Below are 18,639 nucleotides of genomic sequence, written 5' to 3'. Positions count from 1 at the left end.
CCTAGAAAACATGATCCTAAGTGAGAAACTCACTTGGGATTTTTTGAATCAAGAAAATAGTTCTCTAGGAAACTTTTTTCTTGACATCTCTTTTTAAAGTGGTAAAATAGTTCCCATGGAAACTTATTTAGTTCCTAGGAGAACTAAATGTGATGGTTAGAAAGGAGCTAGTATGGATAAACCAATGTTGGTCTTTAAGCGTTTTGGTCATCAGATTCATCTGATGGTGCAAAAGGAAGCCAAGCGTTGTGGCATTGAATTTATGGGTGGACCACAAGGTCAAGTTGTACGTTTTTTGGATAGCCGTGAGGAAAATCAAGACTTAGTCTTGATTAAAGATATCGAGCAGGAACTCAATATTACCAAGTCTGTGGCGAGTAACTTGGTCAAGCGTATGGTACAAAATGGTTTGGTGGAATTGGAGGCGAGTCCTGTCGATAAGCGGGCCAAGTTTGTTCGTCTGACGGACAAATCGCGTTCTCAAATGAAGCAGGTTAAAGCCTTCTTTGAACGCATTGACAACCAGTTGATGGCAGACATTGATGAAGATGAATTACTGATTTTTGAGAAAGTCCTCAATCAACTACAGGAAAATATCAAGAGAATAGGAGGAGAGAATGAAGAAATTAGCTAAACGAATTAATAGAAAAGAATGGGGGATGATTTTTCTAGCCATTCTCTTTACTTGCTTTTCAGTCTACCTAGAGTTGGAAGTTCCAACCTATATCTCGAAAATTACGGATTTGCTGGGAAGTCAAGGAACCAACTTGGATGAGTTATGGCAACCAGCAGGTATGATGGTCGGAATGTCTTTTTTTGCCTTCTTGTCCGCAGTCGCAGTTGGATTTTTTGCATCCAGAGTGGCTGCTTCTTACACTAGTAGGCTGAGAAGTGATATTTTTAACCGAGTTTTAGACTACTCACAGACAGAGATTAAGAAATTCTCTATTCCCAGCCTCCTAACTCGTACCACTAATGATATTACCCAAGTTCAGATGTTGATCACCATGGGCTTGCAAGTGGTTACGCGTGGTCCAATTATGGCTATCTGGGCTATCGGGAAGATTTTAGGTCATTCAGAATACTGGCTCTGGGCTGTACTTGTGGCAGTGATTGTCAATGTTTTGATGACAACAGTTTTGATGACGCTAGCCTTTCCAAAACAGTCCTTGATTCAGAGTCTGACTGATAAACTGAACAGCATTACTCGTGAAAGTTTAACAGGTATTCGCGTTGTTCGTGCCTACAATGCTGAAAAGTACCAAGATGAGAAATTTGCAGCAGCAAATGATGAATTGACACGCTTGAATTTGTTTGTCAACCGTCTTATGGCCATTTTGAATCCCATTATGATGGGGATTTCAAGTGGTTTGAGTGTGGCGATTTACTGGATTGGGGCCTATGTGATTAACGATGCTGCTCCGACAGCACGTCTGCCCCTCTTTAGTGACATGGTTGTTTTCATGTCTTATGCCATGCAGGTTGTTATGGGCTTCCTTCTCATGGGAGCACTCTTCATCGTTCTTCCTCGAACCATGGTCTCTGCCAAGCGGATTAATCAGGTTCTAGATTTGCATTCTTCTATCCAAAATCCTGCTCAAGTGCAGCTGGCTGATGAAAATCTCAAAGGTCAGGTCGAGTTTAAGGATGTGACCTTCCGCTATGCGGCAAATTCGGAGGCAGTTATTGAGCATGTTAGCTTTAGAGCAGAAGCTGGCCAAACAGTGGCCTTTATTGGCTCAACTGGTTCTGGTAAATCAACTCTGGTCAATCTGATTCCACGTTTCTATGACGTATCAGCAGGAGAAATTCTAGTGGACGGAGTTAATGTTCAAGATTACGGTTTGGAAGATTTGCGCAACAAGGTTGGCTATATTCCACAAAAAGCTGTACTCTTTTCAGGTGATGTCAAGGGCAATCTAGACTTTGGACACAGTCAAGAAACACCACTTAGTGAGGAGGCTATGTGGCAGGCCTTGGAATTGGCCCAGTCTAAGAAGTTTATCGAGGATAAGGAAGCTGGCTTGGAGTCAGAAGTAGCTCAAGGAGGAACCAACTTCTCAGGTGGACAAAGACAGCGTCTGGCAATTGCGCGTGCCTTGGCTCGGAAGCCAGAAATCCTCATCTTTGATGACTCCTTCTCAGCCTTGGACTACAAGACAGATCGAGTTCTTCGCCAAGAGTTAGCAGAGAAAACAAAAACTATGACCAAACTCATCGTCGCACAGCGTATTTCAACAATTATGGATGCAGATTTGATTTTGGTCTTGGATCAAGGAAAAGTCGTGGGACAAGGCACCCACAAGGAACTTCTAGCTAATAACGAAGTTTACCAAGAAATTGCCTATTCACAACTATCGAAGGAGGAATTGGAACATGGAAAATAAGAAAATGTCTCTCTGGAAACAGAGTAAACCCTATCTTGCAGGCCTCCAGTTTGCCCTTCTAATCGCCTTTCTAGCAACAATCCTATCCAATATCATTACTGTTTATGGGCCAACCCGTATTAAGGAAATGACTAATATCATTGCCAGTGGTCTGGAAACAAGTGTGGATGTCGCGGCGGTTGCAGCCATTGGTAGTTTTTTGGCCGTCATCTATATAATTGGGCTTCTATCAAATTATTTGCAGGCCTTTCTGTTTACAACAGCTATTCAACGTTTTTCAGAGCGCTTGAGATCAGCCATTGCAGAGAAAATCAATAGCCTACCATTGGGATATTTTGATGGACACTCTCAGGGGGATACTTTGTCTCGTGTAACCAATGACGTTGACACTGCAGCCCAGTCCCTTAATCAAAGTCTGGGAACAGTTCTTTCATCCACTTTACTGGTCGTGGCAGTCTTGGTAACCATGTTTGGGATGAACTGGATTTTAGCCTTGGTGACGGTTGTGTCAACCCTTATTGGTTTTGTTTTCGTGTCCGTCTTTATGGGCAAATCACAGGGATTTTTTAAGAGTCAGCAACAAGATTTGGCAGCTGTCAATGGCTATGTGGAGGAAATGTACTCTGGCCATAATGTGGTGACCAGTTACAATGCTATCGAGAGCACGAAAGAAGAATTTACGACATTAAATAATCGTCTGTATGACAGCATCTGGAAATCTCAATTTATTTCAGGAATTATGATGCCGATTATGATGTTTATTGGGAACTTTAGCTATGCATTGGTGATTATCGTTGGTGCAGCCTTGGCCTTAAATGGGCACATCAGTATCGGGATTATCGTTGCCTTTATGGCCTACGTTCGTATCTTTTCTCAGCCTCTTTCACAAATTGCCCAAGGGATTACTAGTCTTCAGCAGGCTAGTGCAGCCATGGGACGTGTCTTCGAATTTCTAGCTGAAAAGGAAATGGAAGACGAATCCCATAAAGAAAGACAATTGAGCGATATGAAAGGTCAAGTAGTCTTTGATCGAGTCTCCTTTGGTTACACACCAGATCGAACTATTATCCATGACTTTTCTGCGACCGCTCATGCAGGTCAAAAGGTTGCCATTGTCGGACCGACAGGAGCTGGTAAGACAACCATTGTCAATCTTTTGATGAAGTTCTATGAGATTGATAAGGGAAGTATCCGCATCGATGGTGTGGATACCAAGGATATGAAGCGTTCGGAAGTACACGATGCCTTTTCAATGGTCTTGCAGGATACTTGGCTCTTTGAAGGAACCATCCGAGACAATCTTATCTATAACCAAACAGGTATTAGTGATGAGCGCGTGATTGAAGCCAGCAAGGCTGTAGGGATTCACCACTTTATCATGACTCTACCAGATGGTTACGATACCGTCTTGGATGATACAGTGACCTTGTCTGTCGGGCAAAAACAACTCTCGACCATTGCTCGTGCTTTGCTGAAAGATGCACCACTCCTAATCCTAGATGAAGCGACCTCTTCGGTTGATACACGGACGGAAGAATTAATCCAGAAAGCCATGGACCGTTTGATGGAGGGAAGAACTTCCTTTGTCATCGCCCACCGCTTGTCTACTATCCGAAATGCTGATCTTATTCTGGTTATGAAAGATGGAAATATCATCGAGCAAGGAAATCATGATGAGCTGATAGCGCAAGCTGGTTTCTACGCTGATCTCTACAACAGTCAATTTACAGAAGACGAAGCAGAAGGATAAATCGAAAGAAGGCTTGACGGCCTTCTTTTTCTGCACTATACTAGAAGACAAGTGCTTCCCTATAAGCAAAATTTGAGTAAGTGATGAGAAAATATATGAAAAATTATCAAGAATGGTATGAGCACATGGCTGGTAAAATTGGAAACAAGCCTTTCTTTCTGAGATTGTTAAGATTTTTCAATCGGTTCATGACAATAGTTATGCCTATGATTTATCTAACCTTGTTAGCAACTACCTATCTTCAAGAAGGACTTGGGAAACAGGTCTGGATCTACCTGTTTATTCCAGCGTCAGGTTTTGTGATTTTGTCCTTTCTCCGTAAGAAAATCAATTCTCCTAGGCCTTATGAAGTTTGGGAAATTGTACCGCTACTAGACAGAGATAGTCCTGGTCAGTCTATGCCTAGTCGTCATGTCTTTTCAGCAACCATTATCTCCATGGCTTGCTTACATGCTAGTCTAGCTGTAGGGGTTATCTTGTTGCTCTTGTCAGCCATCCTCGGTCTAGTAAGAGTCTTAGGTGGCGTGCATTTTCCCAAGGATGTCTTGGTTGGTTATGCTTGCGGACTTGTGTGGGGTGTGATTTTCTTTCTATTTTGACCTGTAAGTTAATACTCAATGAAAATCAAAGAGCAAACTAGGAAGCTAGCCGCAAGCTGTACTTGAGTACGGTAAGGCGACGCTGACGTGGTTTGAATTTGATTTTCGAAGAGTATAAGGTGGTCCTACAACCACTTACGTGCCGAAAGTAACCACTTGCTTTTTTGCTCTTGTTTTCTTATTTTACCTTTGATATAGTAGAGTCAGAAAGGAGATGGAATGAAGTTACGAATCGAAATTGACAGCAATTTAGAGGAAACTGAAATTGTCATCAAAGCAGCGGCTTTGACGGATGAGATTGCGGATTTGCAGCGACTCTTGCAAGAGTCCAAGTCTCCTAGGTTGATTTTTTACAAGGGGACGGGTGAATATTATCTGAACTTGTCGGAAATTCTCTTCTTTGAGACAGAAGGGAACAAGATTTATGCCCATACCCAGAAAGAGGCCTACGAAGTTCGGCTTAAACTCTATGAGTTAGAGGCTATCCTTCCTCGCTATTTCAGTCGGGTATCCAAGTCAACTATAGCTAATATTCGGCAAGTCTATTCGGTGGACAAGTCCTTTTCAGGAACGGGCACCATTTCCTTTTATCAGACCCACAAGGAGGTTCATGTGTCACGGCATTACCAATCCCTCCTAAAGGAAAATCTAAGAAACATGAGGTAAGAACATGAAAAAGAAAGCATTTGGTATTGTGTTGCTGGTTTTAGCAGTATGGATTTTGTTGCAAGGAAATTTTGGCATTCCTTCTTTGGATGGTAAAATATGGCCTTTACTTGGTATCGTCTTTTTTGCCTACCAGTCAGTTGAATCTTTGCTTCGTCGTCACCTGACATCAGCAGTTTTTACAGCTCTAGTAGCCTTAATGATTGCAAATCATTTTTATAACATTTTGCCTATCCCAAATCAGTCTTTATTTTGGGCTAGTATCTTAGCAGTGCTAGGTGTTGGCTATCTCACTCACTCAAGTAAGTTTTGGAACGGGAAAAAATGGTGGTATGATGGGGAAAAGACCATTCTAACAGATAAGGAAGTTGCTTTTGGAAGTGGGACTTTCTATAAACAAGATCAAGATCTTGTAGAAGACCAAGTAGAAGTTGCTTTTGGAAATGCAAAAATCTACTATGACAATGCAGAGATGTTAGGTGATTTTGCAACTTTAAATATCGAAGTGGCTTTCGGAAATGCAACCGTCTATGTTCCACAACACTGGCGTGTCGATTTGAAAGTAGAAACATCCTTTGGTGCAGCCAAGGCAGACGCTCCTGTAGCGCCAACAAGCAAAACCTTGATTATTCGCGGGGAAGTGGCTTTTGGTAAACTTGGTGTTGTCTACGTCAAATAAAAAAATCTTCCAATTCCCTTGCAAAAATGAAGAAAGTGTGATAACATAGTACGGTATGTGGTGCTAGCACATCCGCTATATTAGATCTAATAGGAGGAAAACACAATGGCTAAAGTATGTTACTTTACAGGTCGTAAGACTGTATCAGGAAACAACCGTTCACACGCGATGAACCAAACAAAACGTGCCGTAAAACCAAACCTTCAAAAAGTTACTGTTCTTATCGATGGTAAACCTAAAAAAGTTTGGGCTTCAGCTCGTGCTTTGAAATCAGGTAAAGTTGAACGCGTTTAATAATAAAAGTAAGGAGACCTTAGGGTCTTTTTTCTTTTACTGTAGATATAAAATCATTTGAAAAATAGAGTAAATATCCGCTGATACAGTATTCTGCTTTTACACTTGGGCTGAAATATGATAAAATAGAGTATCAACTAGTTGAGGTAAAAAGGATGACTGTAAAAATTAATACAAAAGATGGTCAAATCGAACTAACAGATGAAGTGATTGCAACCGTCGTAGGTGGAGCAGCAACTGAGATTTTTGGTGTGGTCGGTATGGCTAGTAAAAATGCCCTCAAAGATAATTTCCAAGCCCTTCTAGGTAAGGAAAATTACTCTAAAGGTGTGGTCGTAAAGGCAGCCGAAGATGGCAGCATTGCAGTTGATGTATATACCGTGTTGAGCTACGGAACAAAGATTAGCGAAGTGTCAAAAAACATTCAAGAGCGTGTTCGTTTTAGTTTGGAAAACCAACTTGGAATTACTGCTCAGACTGTAAATGTCTACATTCAAAATATCAAAGTTGTAGGAGAATAACCGTGTCAAAAATTACTACTAGCTTATTTCAAGAAATGGTGCAGGCTGCATCAACTCGCTTGAATAAGCAAGCTGAATATGTCAATTCATTAAACGTCTTTCCAGTTCCAGATGGAGATACTGGAACAAATATGGGAATGACCATTGAAAATGGTGCTAAAGAAGTTGCAGACAAGCCAGCTTCTACAGTTGGCGAGGTAGCGAGCATTCTTGCCAAAGGTCTTTTGATGGGTGCGCGTGGAAACTCAGGTGTTATTACGTCTCAGCTTTTCCGTGGATTTTCACAAGCCATCAAGGATAAAGACGAGTTAACAGGTCAAGACTTGGCCCTTGCCTTCCAATCAGGTGTAGAAGTTGCCTATAAGGCAGTGATGAAACCAGTCGAAGGAACGATTTTGACAGTTTCTCGTGGAGCTGCTATCGGTGCTAAGAAAAAAGCTGAGCAAACAGATGACGCTGTTGAAGTCATGCGCGCAGCCTTGGAAGGTGCTAAAACAGCTCTAGCTAAAACACCAGACATGCTTCCAGTATTGAAAGAAGTTGGCGTTGTGGATTCAGGTGGTCAAGGACTGGTCTTCATCTATGAAGGTTTCCTTTCAGCCCTTACTGGTGAATATATTGCATCTGAGGACTTTGTAGCGACTCCGGCCAACATGAGTGAAATGATCAATGCTGAACATCATAAGTCTGTAGCTGGTCACGTAGCGACTGAGGACATCACCTTTGGTTACTGTACTGAAATCATGGTAGCTCTTAAGCAAGGTCCAACCTATGCCAAAGATTTTGACTACGACGAATTCCGTAACTACTTGAATGAACTCGGGGATTCTCTCCTTGTTGTCAATGATGATGAAATTGTCAAAGTCCATGTCCATACAGAAGATCCAGGACTTGTTATGCAAGAAGGTCTCAAATATGGTAGCTTGGTCAAGGTAAAAGTTGACAATATGCGTAACCAACACGAAGCACAGGTTGAGAAAGAAGCTGCTCAAGTTAGCAAACCAGCTGAAGAAAAAGAGTATGCTTTGATTGCTGTAGTGGCTGGTAAAGGTTTAGCAGATATCTTCCGTTCACAAGGTGTTGATTATGTTATCGAAGGTGGTCAAACCATGAACCCTTCAACAGAAGACTTTATCAAGGCTGTTGAACAGGTCAACGCTCGTAACATTATCTTCCTACCAAACAACAAGAACATCTTCATGGCAGCTCAATCTGCAGCAGAAGTTTTGGAACAACCAGCAGTAGTGGTTGAAGCTCGTACTCTTCCTCAAGGATTGACTAGTCTTCTTGCATTTGACCCAAGTAAGTCAATCGAAGAAAACCAAGAGCGTATGACAGCTGCTCTTAGCGATGTTGTTAGCGGAAGCGTCACAACAGCTGTGCGTGATACAACAATCGATGGCTTAGAAATCCATGAAAATGATAATCTTGGTATGGTCGATGGGAAAATTCTAGTGTCAAACCCTGACATGCACCAAACCTTGACAGAAACCTTGAAACATATGTTGGATGAAGATAGTGAAATCGTAACTTTCTATATTGGTGAAGACGGAAGTGAAGAACTTGCTAATGAAATTGCTCAAGAAATCGCAGAAGAATTCGAAGATGTTGAAGTTGAGATTCACCAAGGGCAACAACCTGTTTACCCATACCTATTTAGTGTGGAATAAAAATTTAATAGATTAAAAAGAAAGTTGATTTTACAACTTTCTTTTTTTATGACATTTGTCATATTTCCTCATGACAGAAGCTTCTAGTGATTCTACCTTCAAAGAATTATACTAGATGTATCAAATGGAGGAAGAAAAAAATGAAACATAAAGTAATGGTCGCAATGAGTTTAGTAGCAGCAGGAATCATGACTTATCTCATGTTCTCAGGATTGGATGAAGATTTCTATCATTTTCCTTGGGAGCTATTTGCAGGATTTGGAATGATGTCCTGGCTTATCCGAGAAGGTTTGAAATTAGTCTCAGATGTGAAAAAGGAGTTTGAAAAATGAAAAAAGCGTTTCTCTATCTTTTTATTGGACTATCACTAGTGGTATGGTTGGTAGAAATGTTTACAGGTTGGTTTGATCAAGCCTTCCTTCACCAATTCATCCGTGGTGCCTGGGGATTAGGATTTATGATTTTTATCGCCTTTCCGATGGGAAAGGAGTGGCTGAAAGGAGAATATCATGAACATGATTAAGGTAGAAAGCTTAAATAAAATCATCAAGGGCAAGGCTATTTTGAAGGATATTTCCTTTGAGGTAGCTGAAGGTGAATGCGTCGCCTTTATTGGTCCCAATGGTGCTGGAAAGACAACACTCTTGGACTGTTTGCTTGGAGATAAACTGGTCACCAGCGGTCAAGTATCCATCCAAGGCTTGTCAGTGACGAGTTCTCAGTTAGACTATATTAGAGGTTATCTGCCTCAAGAAAATGTCATCGTTCAGAAATTAAAGGTTAAAGAGTTGATTGCTTTCTTTCAAAGTATTTATCCAAACCCTTTGAGCAGACAAGAAATTGATCAACTATTGCAGTTTGGCAAGCAACAAAAAGAAGAGTTGGCAGAAAAATTATCAGGCGGGCAAAAGCGTCTTTTCTCTTTTGTCTTAACTTTAATTGGGCGACCAAAGTTAATCTTTTTAGATGAGCCTACTTCGGCCATGGATACCTCAACTCGTCAACGTTTTTGGGAGATTATTCAGGAGTTAAAAGCGCAAGGAGCCACCATTCTTTATTCGTCCCATTATATTGAGGAAGTAGAACACACCGCAGATCGCATTTTGGTCTTAAATAAGGGAGAGTTGATTCGTGATACGACACCTCTAGCCATGCGCAGTGAGGAGATTGAAAAGCACTTTATCCTACCTCTGGCTTACAAAGAAGTTGTCGAACAGTCTAACTTGGTTGAAAACTGGTCACAAAAACAAGATGCCCTGCAAGTAGTCACACGCGAAGCAGATGCTTTCTGGGAACTGTTAGTCAGAGCAGGATGTAGGATTCAAGAAATTGAAGTCAATAATCGCAGTTTGCTGGATACAATCTTTGAAGAAACACAAAAGGGAGATGACTAAGATGAAACGATTGATCGCACTAAACAAGATAGAATTTCTATTGACCAAACGACAATTAGTAACTTATCTATTGTCAGTAGGGATGCCGACGGCCTTCTATTTATTCTTTTCAGGCATGTATCAGGACACACCAGGTGGGCCAGCTAATTTTATGCGTGATTACCTCATCTCCATGACGGCTTTTTCCATGATGTCGACTGCTATGTTTTCATTTCCAGCTGTCTTACATACTGACAAGATTAACAACTGGCAGAAAACATTACGTCATAGCCCTGTAAATATGGTAGAATATTATCTATCAAAGATAACAAGTATGATGGTTGATTATTTGGTTTCAATCCTAGTTGTATTCTCAGTCGGGCACTTGGTCAGAGGTGTGGATATGCCTTTAGGAAGCTGGATTGGGGCTGGGCTCTTGCTGATAGTAGGAAGTGTAGCTTTTGTAGCGCTTGGCTTGACCTTGACACTCTTGCCTTCTAGTCAGCTGATGTCTGTCGTGGGCAATCTTCTTTATCTAGGCTTGGCTGTTTTAGGCGGACTCTGGATGCCCATCTCTTTATTTCCAGACTGGATGCAAGCAATCGGGAAGTGTCTACCAACTTATCAGTTGATGGAGTTGCTCAAGACCTTCTTAAACGAGGGTAGCATCAATCTATCAGCCACAGTTTATTTACTTGTTTTTTCAGCAGTTTTATTTGGTTTGACTATTTACCTTCAAGGTCATAAGGAGAATGCTTAATGCTTGAAAGACTGAAAAGCATACATTATATGTTTTGGGCCAGTTTAATTTTTATGATTTTCCCCATCCTACCTGTAGTGACTGGATGGCTTTCTGCCTGGCATTTATTGATTGATATTCTATTTGTAGTGGCGTATTTGGGTGTTTTAACAACTAAGAGCCAGCGCCTATCTTGGCTATATTGGGGCCTCATGCTGACTTATGTAGTTGGGAATACTGCCTTTGTTGCTGTTAATTATATCTGGTTTTTCTTTTTCTTATCCAATCTCTTAAGTTATCATTTCAGCGTACGTAGTTTAAAGTCTTTACATGTCTGGACTTTTCTTCTTGCTCAAGTCCTTGTTGTGGGCCAACTGTTGATTTTTCAGAGAATCGAAGTTGAGTCTCTATTCTATCTACTTGTAATTCTTGCTTTTGTCGATTTAATGACTTTTGGCTTGGTTCGGATTCGTATTGTGGAGGATTTGAAAGAAGCGCAGGCCAAGCAAAATATCCAGATAAATCTATTGTTAGCAGAAAACGAGCGCAATCGTATCGGTCAGGATTTGCATGATAGTCTGGGGCATACTTTTGCTATGCTTAGTGTTAAAACTGATCTAGCCTTGCAGTTATTTCAAATACAGGCTTATCCACAGGTGGAAAAGGAATTAAGAGAAATACAGCAAATTAGCAAAGAATCAATGCGTGAAGTTCGAACGATTGTGGAAAATCTTAAGTCTAGAACTTTGACATCCGAACTAGAGACTGTGAAAAAGATGTTAGAAATTGCTGGAATTGAGGTGGAAACAGATAATCAACTAGACACTGCCAGCCTTACTCAGGAATTGGAGTCAACGGCTTCTATGATTTTGCTTGAGTTAGTGACCAATATCATCAAACATGCCAAAGCGTCGAAGACTTACTTAAAATTACAACGAACAGAGAAAGAACTCGTTTTAACAGTAAGAGATGATGGCTGTGGCTTCGCTTCTATAAAGGGGGATGAGCTCCATACAGTCCGAGATCGTGTCCTTCCATTTTCAGGAGAAGTAAAGGTAATTAGTTGGAAACAACCGACAGAAGTTCAGGTTCGACTACCTTATAAGGAGAGAAACTAAGATGAAACTACTTGTTGCAGAAGATCAAAGTATGTTGCGAGATGCCATGTGCCAGTTGCTCACGCTTCAACCGGATGTAGAGTTTGTCTTTCAAGCCAAGAATGGGCAAGAAGCAATCCAACTATTAGAAAAGGAATCTGTGGATATCGCCATCCTTGACGTAGAGATGCCCGTTAAGACAGGTCTTGAAGTCTTGGAGTGGATTCGAGCAGAAAAGTTAGAAACAAAGGTAGTTGTGGTGACAACCTTCAAGCGCCCTGGTTATTTTGAACGTGCGGTCAAGGCTGGAGTGGATGCTTATGTCTTGAAAGAGAGAAGCATTGCAGATCTTATGCAAACCTTGCACACGGTCCTCGAAGGGCGCAAGGAGTATTCGCCTGAATTGATGGAAGTGGTGATGGCGCATCCCAATCCATTAACAGAGCAAGAAATCGCAGTTTTAAAGGGAATCGCTCAGGGTTTCTCTAACCAAGAAATTGCAGACAAACTTTATCTATCCAACGGAACAGTCCGAAACTATGTCACTAATATTCTTTCGAAACTAGATGCAGGTAATCGAACAGAGGCAGCTAATATCGCCAAAGAATCTGGTTGGTTGTGATGATATAATATTTTTTTGAACATTATGAGTTAAAATTGATGGGATTGAATGGAACAATCCCAAACTTTAGGAGGGACTTATTCCTCCTTTTCTTTCTTTTGGGAGCAGTACTAAAGAGCTAAAATTAACAATAAAAAAGAAAAATATCTTGACAAGCAAGGGAAAAATTTGTTACAATAATAGACGGTACTTTTTACTTTTGGTCTCTCAAGAGTGTACAGGGACGTGCTGACAAATGTTGCAAAAGTACACACAGATGATAGCTGTCACCAAGTGTATCATCACCAAAAATAAAAAAACACAGGAGAATGTAGATGCCTACAATTAACCAATTGGTTCGCAAACCGCGTAAATCAAAAGTAGAAAAATCTAAATCACCAGCTTTGAACGTTGGTTACAACAGTCATAAAAAAGTTCAAACAAACGTTTCTTCACCACAAAAACGTGGTGTTGCAACTCGTGTTGGAACAATGACACCTAAAAAACCTAACTCAGCCCTTCGTAAATTCGCTCGTGTACGTTTGAGCAACCTTATCGAAGTTACTGCCTACATCCCAGGTATCGGACACAACTTGCAAGAGCACAGCGTGGTTCTTCTTCGCGGTGGACGTGTAAAAGACCTTCCAGGGGTACGTTACCATATCGTCCGTGGTGCACTTGATACTGCAGGTGTTAACGATCGTAAACAAGGCCGTTCTAAATACGGTACTAAACGTCCAAAAGCATAAGGAAAGGGGATAAAGAGAAATGAGTCGTAAAAATAGAGCTCCAAAACGTGACGTATTGCCAGATCCGCTTTACAATTCACAACTAGTTACTCGTCTTATCAACCGCGTTATGCTTGACGGTAAACGTGGTACAGCTGCTTCAATCGTTTACGGTGCTTTTGAGCAAATCAAAGAAGCTACTGGTAACGATGCACTTGAAGTATTTGAAACAGCTATGGAAAACATCATGCCTGTACTTGAAGTACGTGCACGCCGTGTTGGTGGTTCTAACTACCAAGTCCCAGTTGAAGTTCGTCCAGAACGTCGTACAACACTTGGACTTCGTTGGTTGGTAACAATCGCTCGTCTTCGTGGTGAACACACAATGCAAGACCGTCTTGCAAAAGAAATCTTGGATGCTGCTAACAACACTGGTGCAGCTGTTAAGAAACGTGAAGACACTCACCGTATGGCTGAAGCTAACCGTGCATTCGCACACTTCCGTTGGTAATATAGGATGCGAAAGCGTTAAGAAAGTCCCAGAGAAAATAGGGAATCGAAGCAGGTTGCGATTGCAACCAATGAGATTCATCTTTTTCTCCAGACTTTTAGCTTGAGCTCAACTAGGTCATGATGCTAGGAACGGTAAGGATGTAAGGTGAAAATAGGAAACTGACTAAGGTGAAAATAGGAAACTGACAATATAAGGAAGTTTATCTTTTTCACACAGCATTCCGTTCCAGCTCAAATCGGCTAACTAACTTTAGCCTGAGTTCAATTGAGCTCAATCAGCTCTTAGCAACAATTCAACTTACCATCTCGTAAGTTGAAACCAACAATAGCATGAAAACATTGAGAACGGGTAGGTCCTGCCTATCCGTTTTTATTAAAATCGTGTTATAATAGAATAGAAATCAAAAATAAATAGGAGAAACAAACCTCATGACACGCGAATTTTCACTTGAAAAAACTCGTAATATCGGTATCATGGCTCACGTCGATGCTGGTAAAACAACAACTACTGAGCGTATTCTTTACTACACTGGTAAAATCCACAAAATCGGTGAAACTCACGAAGGTGCGTCACAAATGGACTGGATGGAGCAAGAGCAAGAACGTGGTATCACTATCACATCTGCTGCTACAACAGCTCAATGGAACAACCACCGCGTAAACATTATCGACACACCAGGACACGTGGACTTCACAATCGAAGTACAACGTTCTCTTCGTGTATTGGATGGTGCGGTTACCGTTCTTGACTCACAATCAGGTGTTGAGCCTCAAACTGAAACAGTTTGGCGTCAAGCAACTGAGTATGGAGTTCCACGTATCGTATTTGCCAACAAAATGGACAAAATCGGTGCTGACTTCCTTTACTCTGTAAGTACACTTCACGATCGTCTTCAAGCAAATGCACACCCAATCCAATTACCAATCGGTTCTGAAGATGACTTCCGTGGTATCATCGACTTGATCAAGATGAAAGCTGAAATCTATACTAACGACCTTGGTACAGATATCCTTGAAGAAGATATTCCAGCTGAATACCTTGACCAAGCACAAGAATACCGTGAAAAATTGGTTGAAGCAGTTGCTGAAACTGATGAAGAATTGATGATGAAATACCTCGAAGGTGAAGAAATCACTAACGAAGAATTGAAAGCTGGTATCCGTAAAGCGACTATCAACGTTGAATTCTTCCCAGTATTGTGTGGTTCTGCCTTCAAAAACAAAGGTGTTCAATTGATGCTTGATGCGGTTATCGACTACCTTCCAAGCCCACTTGACATCCCAGCAATCAAAGGTATCAACCCAGACACAGACGAAGAAGAAACTCGTCCAGCATCTGACGAAGAGCCATTTGCAGCTCTTGCCTTCAAGATCATGACAGACCCATTCGTAGGTCGTTTGACATTCTTCCGTGTTTACTCAGGTGTGCTTCAATCAGGTTCTTACGTATTGAACACTTCTAAAGGTAAACGTGAACGTATCGGACGTATCCTTCAAATGCACGCTAACAGCCGTCAAGAAATCGACACTGTTTACTCAGGTGATATCGCTGCTGCCGTTGGTTTGAAAGATACTACAACTGGTGATTCTTTGACTGATGAAAAAGCTAAAATCATCCTTGAGTCAATCAACGTTCCAGAACCAGTTATCCAATTGATGGTTGAGCCAAAATCTAAAGCAGACCAAGACAAGATGGGTATCGCCCTTCAAAAATTGGCTGAAGAAGATCCAACATTCCGCGTTGAAACAAACGTTGAAACTGGTGAAACAGTTATCTCTGGTATGGGTGAGCTTCACCTTGATGTCCTTGTTGACCGTATGCGTCGTGAGTTCAAAGTTGAAGCAAACGTAGGTGCTCCTCAAGTATCTTACCGTGAAACATTCCGCGCTTCTACTCAAGCACGTGGATTCTTCAAACGTCAGTCTGGTGGTAAAGGTCAATTCGGTGATGTATGGATTGAATTTACTCCAAACGAAGAAGGTAAAGGATTCGAATTCGAAAACGCAATCGTCGGTGGTGTGGTTCCTCGTGAATTTATCCCAGCGGTTGAAAAAGGTTTGGTAGAATCTATGGCTAACGGTGTTCTTGCAGGTTACCCAATGGTTGACGTTAAAGCTAAGCTTTACGATGGTTCATACCACGATGTCGACTCATCTGAAACTGCCTTCAAGATCGCGGCTTCACTTGCCCTTAAAGAAGCTGCTAAATCAGCACAACCAGCTATCCTTGAGCCAATGATGCTTGTAACAATCACTGTTCCAGAAGAAAACCTTGGTGATGTTATGGGTCACGTAACTGCTCGTCGTGGACGTGTAGATGGTATGGAAGCACACGGTAACAGCCAAATCGTTCGTGCTTACGTTCCACTTGCTGAAATGTTCGGTTACGCAACAGTTCTTCGTTCTGCATCTCAAGGACGTGGTACATTCATGATGGTATTTGACCACTATGAAGATGTACCTAAGTCAGTACAAGAAGAAATCATTAAGAAAAATAAAGGTGAAGACTAATCAGTCCTCGCTCTAGAAGGAAGTCACTTAGTGGCTTCCTTTTTGTATAGTTATTATAAATTTCATTAACTCTGCAAACGTGCAGTGCGCTCAAAAAAATTTCATATAAAAATGAGTTAAAGAAATTTACAATATAAATGCAAATAAATTGCTAAAGAATGTGAATTATATTTTAAAACTTATAAAAAATAGAATAATATTCATAAATAAACGTTAAAATAGAAAATTCAGAAAATTTCTTCTTTTCTCTTGAAAAATTTTGAAAAAATGGTATGATAGTAACAAGTTATTTTTAAGAGAAGAGAAAGGGGAACAATGGAGAAAATCAGTTTAGAATCTCCTAAGACGGGGTCGGACCTAGTTTTGGAAACACTTCGTGATTTAGGAATTGATACCATCTTTGGTTATCCTGGTGGTGCGGTCTTGCCTTTTTATGATGCGATATATAATTTTAAAGGCATTCGCCACATTCTAGGGCGCCATGAGCAAGGCTGTCTGCATGAAGCTGAAGGTTATGCCAAATCAACTGGAAAGTTGGGTGTTGCCGTCGTCACTAGCGGACCAGGAGCAACAAATGCCATTACAGGGATTGCGGATGCCATGAGCGATAGCGTTCCCCTTTTGGTCTTTACAGGTCAGGTTGCGCGAGCAGGGATTGGGAAAGATGCCTTTCAGGAGGCAGACATCGTGGGAATTACCATGCCAATCACTAAGTACAATTACCAAATTCGTGAGACAGCTGATATCCCTCGTATTATTACGGAAGCTGTTCATATCGCAACTACAGGCCGTCCAGGGCCAGTCGTCATTGACCTACCTAAAGACGTATCTGCTTTAGAAACAGACTTCATCTATTCACCAGATGTGAATCTACCAAGCTATCAGCCGACTCTTGAGCCGAATGATATGCAAATCAAGAAAATCTTGAAGCAATTATCCAAGGCTAAAAAGCCAGTCTTGTTAGCTGGTGGTGGAATTAGTTATGCTGAAGCTGCTGCGGAATTAAATGAATTTGCAGAACGCTATCAAATTCCAGTGGTAACCAGTCTTTTGGGACAAGGTACGATTGCAACGACTCATCCACTCTTCCTTGGAATGGGAGGTATGCATGGGTCTTTCGCAGCTAATATTGCTATGACGGAAGCAGACTTTATGATTAGTATTGGTTGTCGTTTCGATGATCGCTTGACGGGAAATCCTAAGACCTTCGCTAAGAATGCAAAGGTTGCTCACATTGATATTGATCCAGCCGAGATTGGCAAGATTATCAGTGCAGATATTCCTGTAGTTGGAGATGCTAAGAAGGCCTTGCAAATGTTGTTGGCGGAACCAACAGTTCATAACAATACTGAGAAATGGATTGAGAAAGTTACTAAAGACAAGAACCGTGTTCGTTCTTATGATAAGAAAGAGCGTGTGGTCCAACCGCAAGCTGTTATTGAACGAATTGGTGAATTGACCAACGGGGATGCCATTGTGGTCACAGACGTTGGTCAACACCAAATGTGGACAGCCCAGTATTATCCTTACCAAAATGAGCGTCAGTTAGTGACTTCAGGCGGTTTGGGAACCATGGGATTCGGAATTCCAGCAGCAATCGGTGCTAAAATTGCCAACCCGGATAAGGAAGTAGTCTTGTTTGTTGGGGATGGTGGTTTCCAAATGACCAACCAGGAATTGGCTATTTTGAACATTTACAAGGTACCAATCAAGGTGGTCATGCTGAACAACCACTCACTTGGAATGGTTCGCCAGTGGCAGGAATCCTTCTATGAAGGTAGAACGTCAGAGTCAGTCTTTGACACCCTTCCTGATTTCCAATTGATGGCACAGGCTTATGGCATTAAAAACTATAAGTTTGACAATCCTGAGACCTTGGCTCAAGACCTAGAAGTCATCACTGAGGATGTTCCTATGCTGATTGAGGTAGATATTTCTCGTAAGGAACAGGTGTTACCAATGGTGCCAGCTGGTAAGAGTAATCATGAGATGTTGGGGGTGAAGTTCCATGCGTAGAATGTTAACAGCAAAACTACAAAATCGTTCAGGAGTCCTCAATCGCTTTACCGGTGTCCTGTCTCGTCGTCAGGTCAATATCGAAAGCATCTCTGTGGGAGCAACAGAAGATCCGAATGTATCGCGTATCACTATTATTATTGATGTAGCTTCACATGATGAAGTGGAGCAAATCATCAAGCAACTCAATCGTCAGATTGACGTGATTCGCATTCGTGATATTACGGATAAACCACACTTGGAGCGCGAGGTGATTTTGGTTAAGATGTCAGCGCCAGCTGAGAAGCGAGCTGAGATTCTAGCCATTATTCAACCTTTCCGTGCAACGGTGGTAGACGTAGCACCAAGCTCAATTACCATTCAAATGACAGGAAATGCTGAAAAGAGTGAAGCTCTATTGCGAGTCATTCGACCATACGGTATTCGCAATATTGCTCGAACGGGTGCAACTGGATTTACCCGCGACTAAAAATCCAACTTAAATTTGTTAAACCA

The 18,639-nt window shown here is 41.4% G+C and carries 20 protein-coding genes; all 20 read left to right on the top strand.

Annotated elements, in window-relative coordinates; all coding sequences use genetic code 11:
• Positions 1-172: 172 nt before the first annotated feature.
• The 20 genes from N8M66_RS03690 to ilvN all read left to right on the top strand — a co-directional run bounded on the left by N8M66_RS03690 (position 173) and on the right by ilvN (position 18,613).
• Positions 173-634, top strand: a complete 462-nt coding sequence (locus N8M66_RS03690; RefSeq protein WP_261045729.1) for a MarR family winged helix-turn-helix transcriptional regulator — start codon at positions 173-175, stop codon at positions 632-634.
• Positions 618-2,387: an ABC transporter ATP-binding protein gene (locus tag N8M66_RS03685; RefSeq protein WP_261045728.1), complete on the top strand. Its 1,770-nt coding sequence runs from the start codon at positions 618-620 to the stop codon at positions 2,385-2,387. The genes N8M66_RS03690 and N8M66_RS03685 overlap by 17 nt, the downstream gene beginning before the upstream one ends.
• Entirely contained in the window at positions 2,377-4,137 is a 1,761-nt protein-coding gene (locus N8M66_RS03680) for an ABC transporter ATP-binding protein (protein ID WP_261045726.1), read from the top strand. The genes N8M66_RS03685 and N8M66_RS03680 overlap by 11 nt, the downstream gene beginning before the upstream one ends.
• Before the next feature lie 95 nt (positions 4,138-4,232).
• Complete coding sequence (locus N8M66_RS03675) at positions 4,233-4,736, top strand: phosphatase PAP2 family protein (RefSeq protein WP_261045725.1); 504 nt, start codon at positions 4,233-4,235, stop codon at positions 4,734-4,736.
• 219 nt (positions 4,737-4,955) lie between these two features.
• Positions 4,956-5,402, top strand: coding sequence for a LytTR family DNA-binding domain-containing protein (locus tag N8M66_RS03670; protein ID WP_261045724.1), 447 nt, complete (start codon positions 4,956-4,958; stop codon positions 5,400-5,402).
• A 4-nt stretch (positions 5,403-5,406) separates the two neighbouring features.
• Positions 5,407-6,081, top strand: coding sequence for a LiaF transmembrane domain-containing protein (locus tag N8M66_RS03665; protein WP_261045722.1), 675 nt, complete (start codon positions 5,407-5,409; stop codon positions 6,079-6,081).
• Between the two features lie 105 nt (positions 6,082-6,186).
• Positions 6,187-6,375: a 50S ribosomal protein L28 gene (rpmB, locus tag N8M66_RS03660; RefSeq protein WP_001140948.1), complete on the top strand. Its 189-nt coding sequence runs from the start codon at positions 6,187-6,189 to the stop codon at positions 6,373-6,375.
• A gap of 155 nt (positions 6,376-6,530) precedes the next feature.
• Positions 6,531-6,896, top strand: coding sequence for an Asp23/Gls24 family envelope stress response protein (locus tag N8M66_RS03655; RefSeq protein ID WP_000216437.1), 366 nt, complete (start codon positions 6,531-6,533; stop codon positions 6,894-6,896).
• A gap of 2 nt (positions 6,897-6,898) precedes the next feature.
• The gene (locus N8M66_RS03650) at positions 6,899-8,566 is read left to right on the top strand and encodes a DAK2 domain-containing protein (RefSeq protein ID WP_084927917.1); all 1,668 of its coding nucleotides are present in this window, start codon (positions 6,899-6,901) and stop codon (positions 8,564-8,566) included.
• Between the two features lie 140 nt (positions 8,567-8,706).
• Positions 8,707-8,898: a hypothetical protein gene (locus tag N8M66_RS03645; protein ID WP_261045720.1), complete on the top strand. Its 192-nt coding sequence runs from the start codon at positions 8,707-8,709 to the stop codon at positions 8,896-8,898.
• A complete protein-coding gene (locus N8M66_RS03640; protein WP_000708869.1) occupies positions 8,895-9,089 on the top strand; it encodes a hypothetical protein in 195 nt (64 codons plus the stop codon). The genes N8M66_RS03645 and N8M66_RS03640 overlap by 4 nt, the downstream gene beginning before the upstream one ends.
• Positions 9,076-9,960 carry an ABC transporter ATP-binding protein gene (locus N8M66_RS03635; protein ID WP_261045718.1) on the top strand — a complete coding sequence of 295 codons (885 nt, stop codon included), beginning with the start codon at positions 9,076-9,078 and terminating at the stop codon, positions 9,958-9,960. Before N8M66_RS03640 ends, N8M66_RS03635 begins: the two co-directional genes overlap by 14 nt.
• 1 nt (position 9,961) lies before the next feature.
• Complete coding sequence (locus N8M66_RS03630) at positions 9,962-10,699, top strand: ABC transporter permease (RefSeq protein WP_261045716.1); 738 nt, start codon at positions 9,962-9,964, stop codon at positions 10,697-10,699.
• Entirely contained in the window at positions 10,699-11,796 is a 1,098-nt protein-coding gene (locus N8M66_RS03625; RefSeq protein ID WP_261045714.1) for a sensor histidine kinase, read from the top strand. Before N8M66_RS03630 ends, N8M66_RS03625 begins: the two co-directional genes overlap by 1 nt.
• Position 11,797: 1 nt before the next feature.
• On the top strand, positions 11,798-12,397 hold the full coding sequence (locus N8M66_RS03620; protein WP_261045713.1) for a response regulator transcription factor: 600 nt from the start codon (positions 11,798-11,800) through the stop codon (positions 12,395-12,397).
• A 314-nt stretch (positions 12,398-12,711) separates the two neighbouring features.
• Positions 12,712-13,125 carry a 30S ribosomal protein S12 gene (gene rpsL, locus N8M66_RS03615; protein WP_001142332.1) on the top strand — a complete coding sequence of 138 codons (414 nt, stop codon included), beginning with the start codon at positions 12,712-12,714 and terminating at the stop codon, positions 13,123-13,125.
• A 19-nt stretch (positions 13,126-13,144) separates the two neighbouring features.
• Positions 13,145-13,615 (top strand): 30S ribosomal protein S7, encoded by a 471-nt coding sequence (gene rpsG / locus N8M66_RS03610; RefSeq protein WP_000087873.1) that lies wholly within the window; start codon positions 13,145-13,147, stop codon positions 13,613-13,615.
• 431 nt (positions 13,616-14,046) lie between these two features.
• Positions 14,047-16,128 (top strand): elongation factor G, encoded by a 2,082-nt coding sequence (gene fusA / locus N8M66_RS03605; protein ID WP_261045712.1) that lies wholly within the window; start codon positions 14,047-14,049, stop codon positions 16,126-16,128.
• A gap of 315 nt (positions 16,129-16,443) precedes the next feature.
• Entirely contained in the window at positions 16,444-18,144 is a 1,701-nt protein-coding gene (locus N8M66_RS03600) for an acetolactate synthase large subunit (RefSeq protein ID WP_261045711.1), read from the top strand.
• Complete coding sequence (gene ilvN / locus N8M66_RS03595; RefSeq protein ID WP_001253803.1) at positions 18,137-18,613, top strand: acetolactate synthase small subunit; 477 nt, start codon at positions 18,137-18,139, stop codon at positions 18,611-18,613. Before N8M66_RS03600 ends, ilvN begins: the two co-directional genes overlap by 8 nt.
• The last annotated feature ends 26 nt before the right edge of the window (positions 18,614-18,639 follow it).

This window comes from Streptococcus mitis, from assembly GCF_946188585.1.
In the GTDB taxonomy this organism is placed as follows: domain Bacteria; phylum Bacillota; class Bacilli; order Lactobacillales; family Streptococcaceae; genus Streptococcus; species Streptococcus mitis_DG.
The sequence above is the reverse complement of the archived record's forward strand: the minus strand, read 5'-3'. Positions and strand labels throughout refer to the sequence as shown.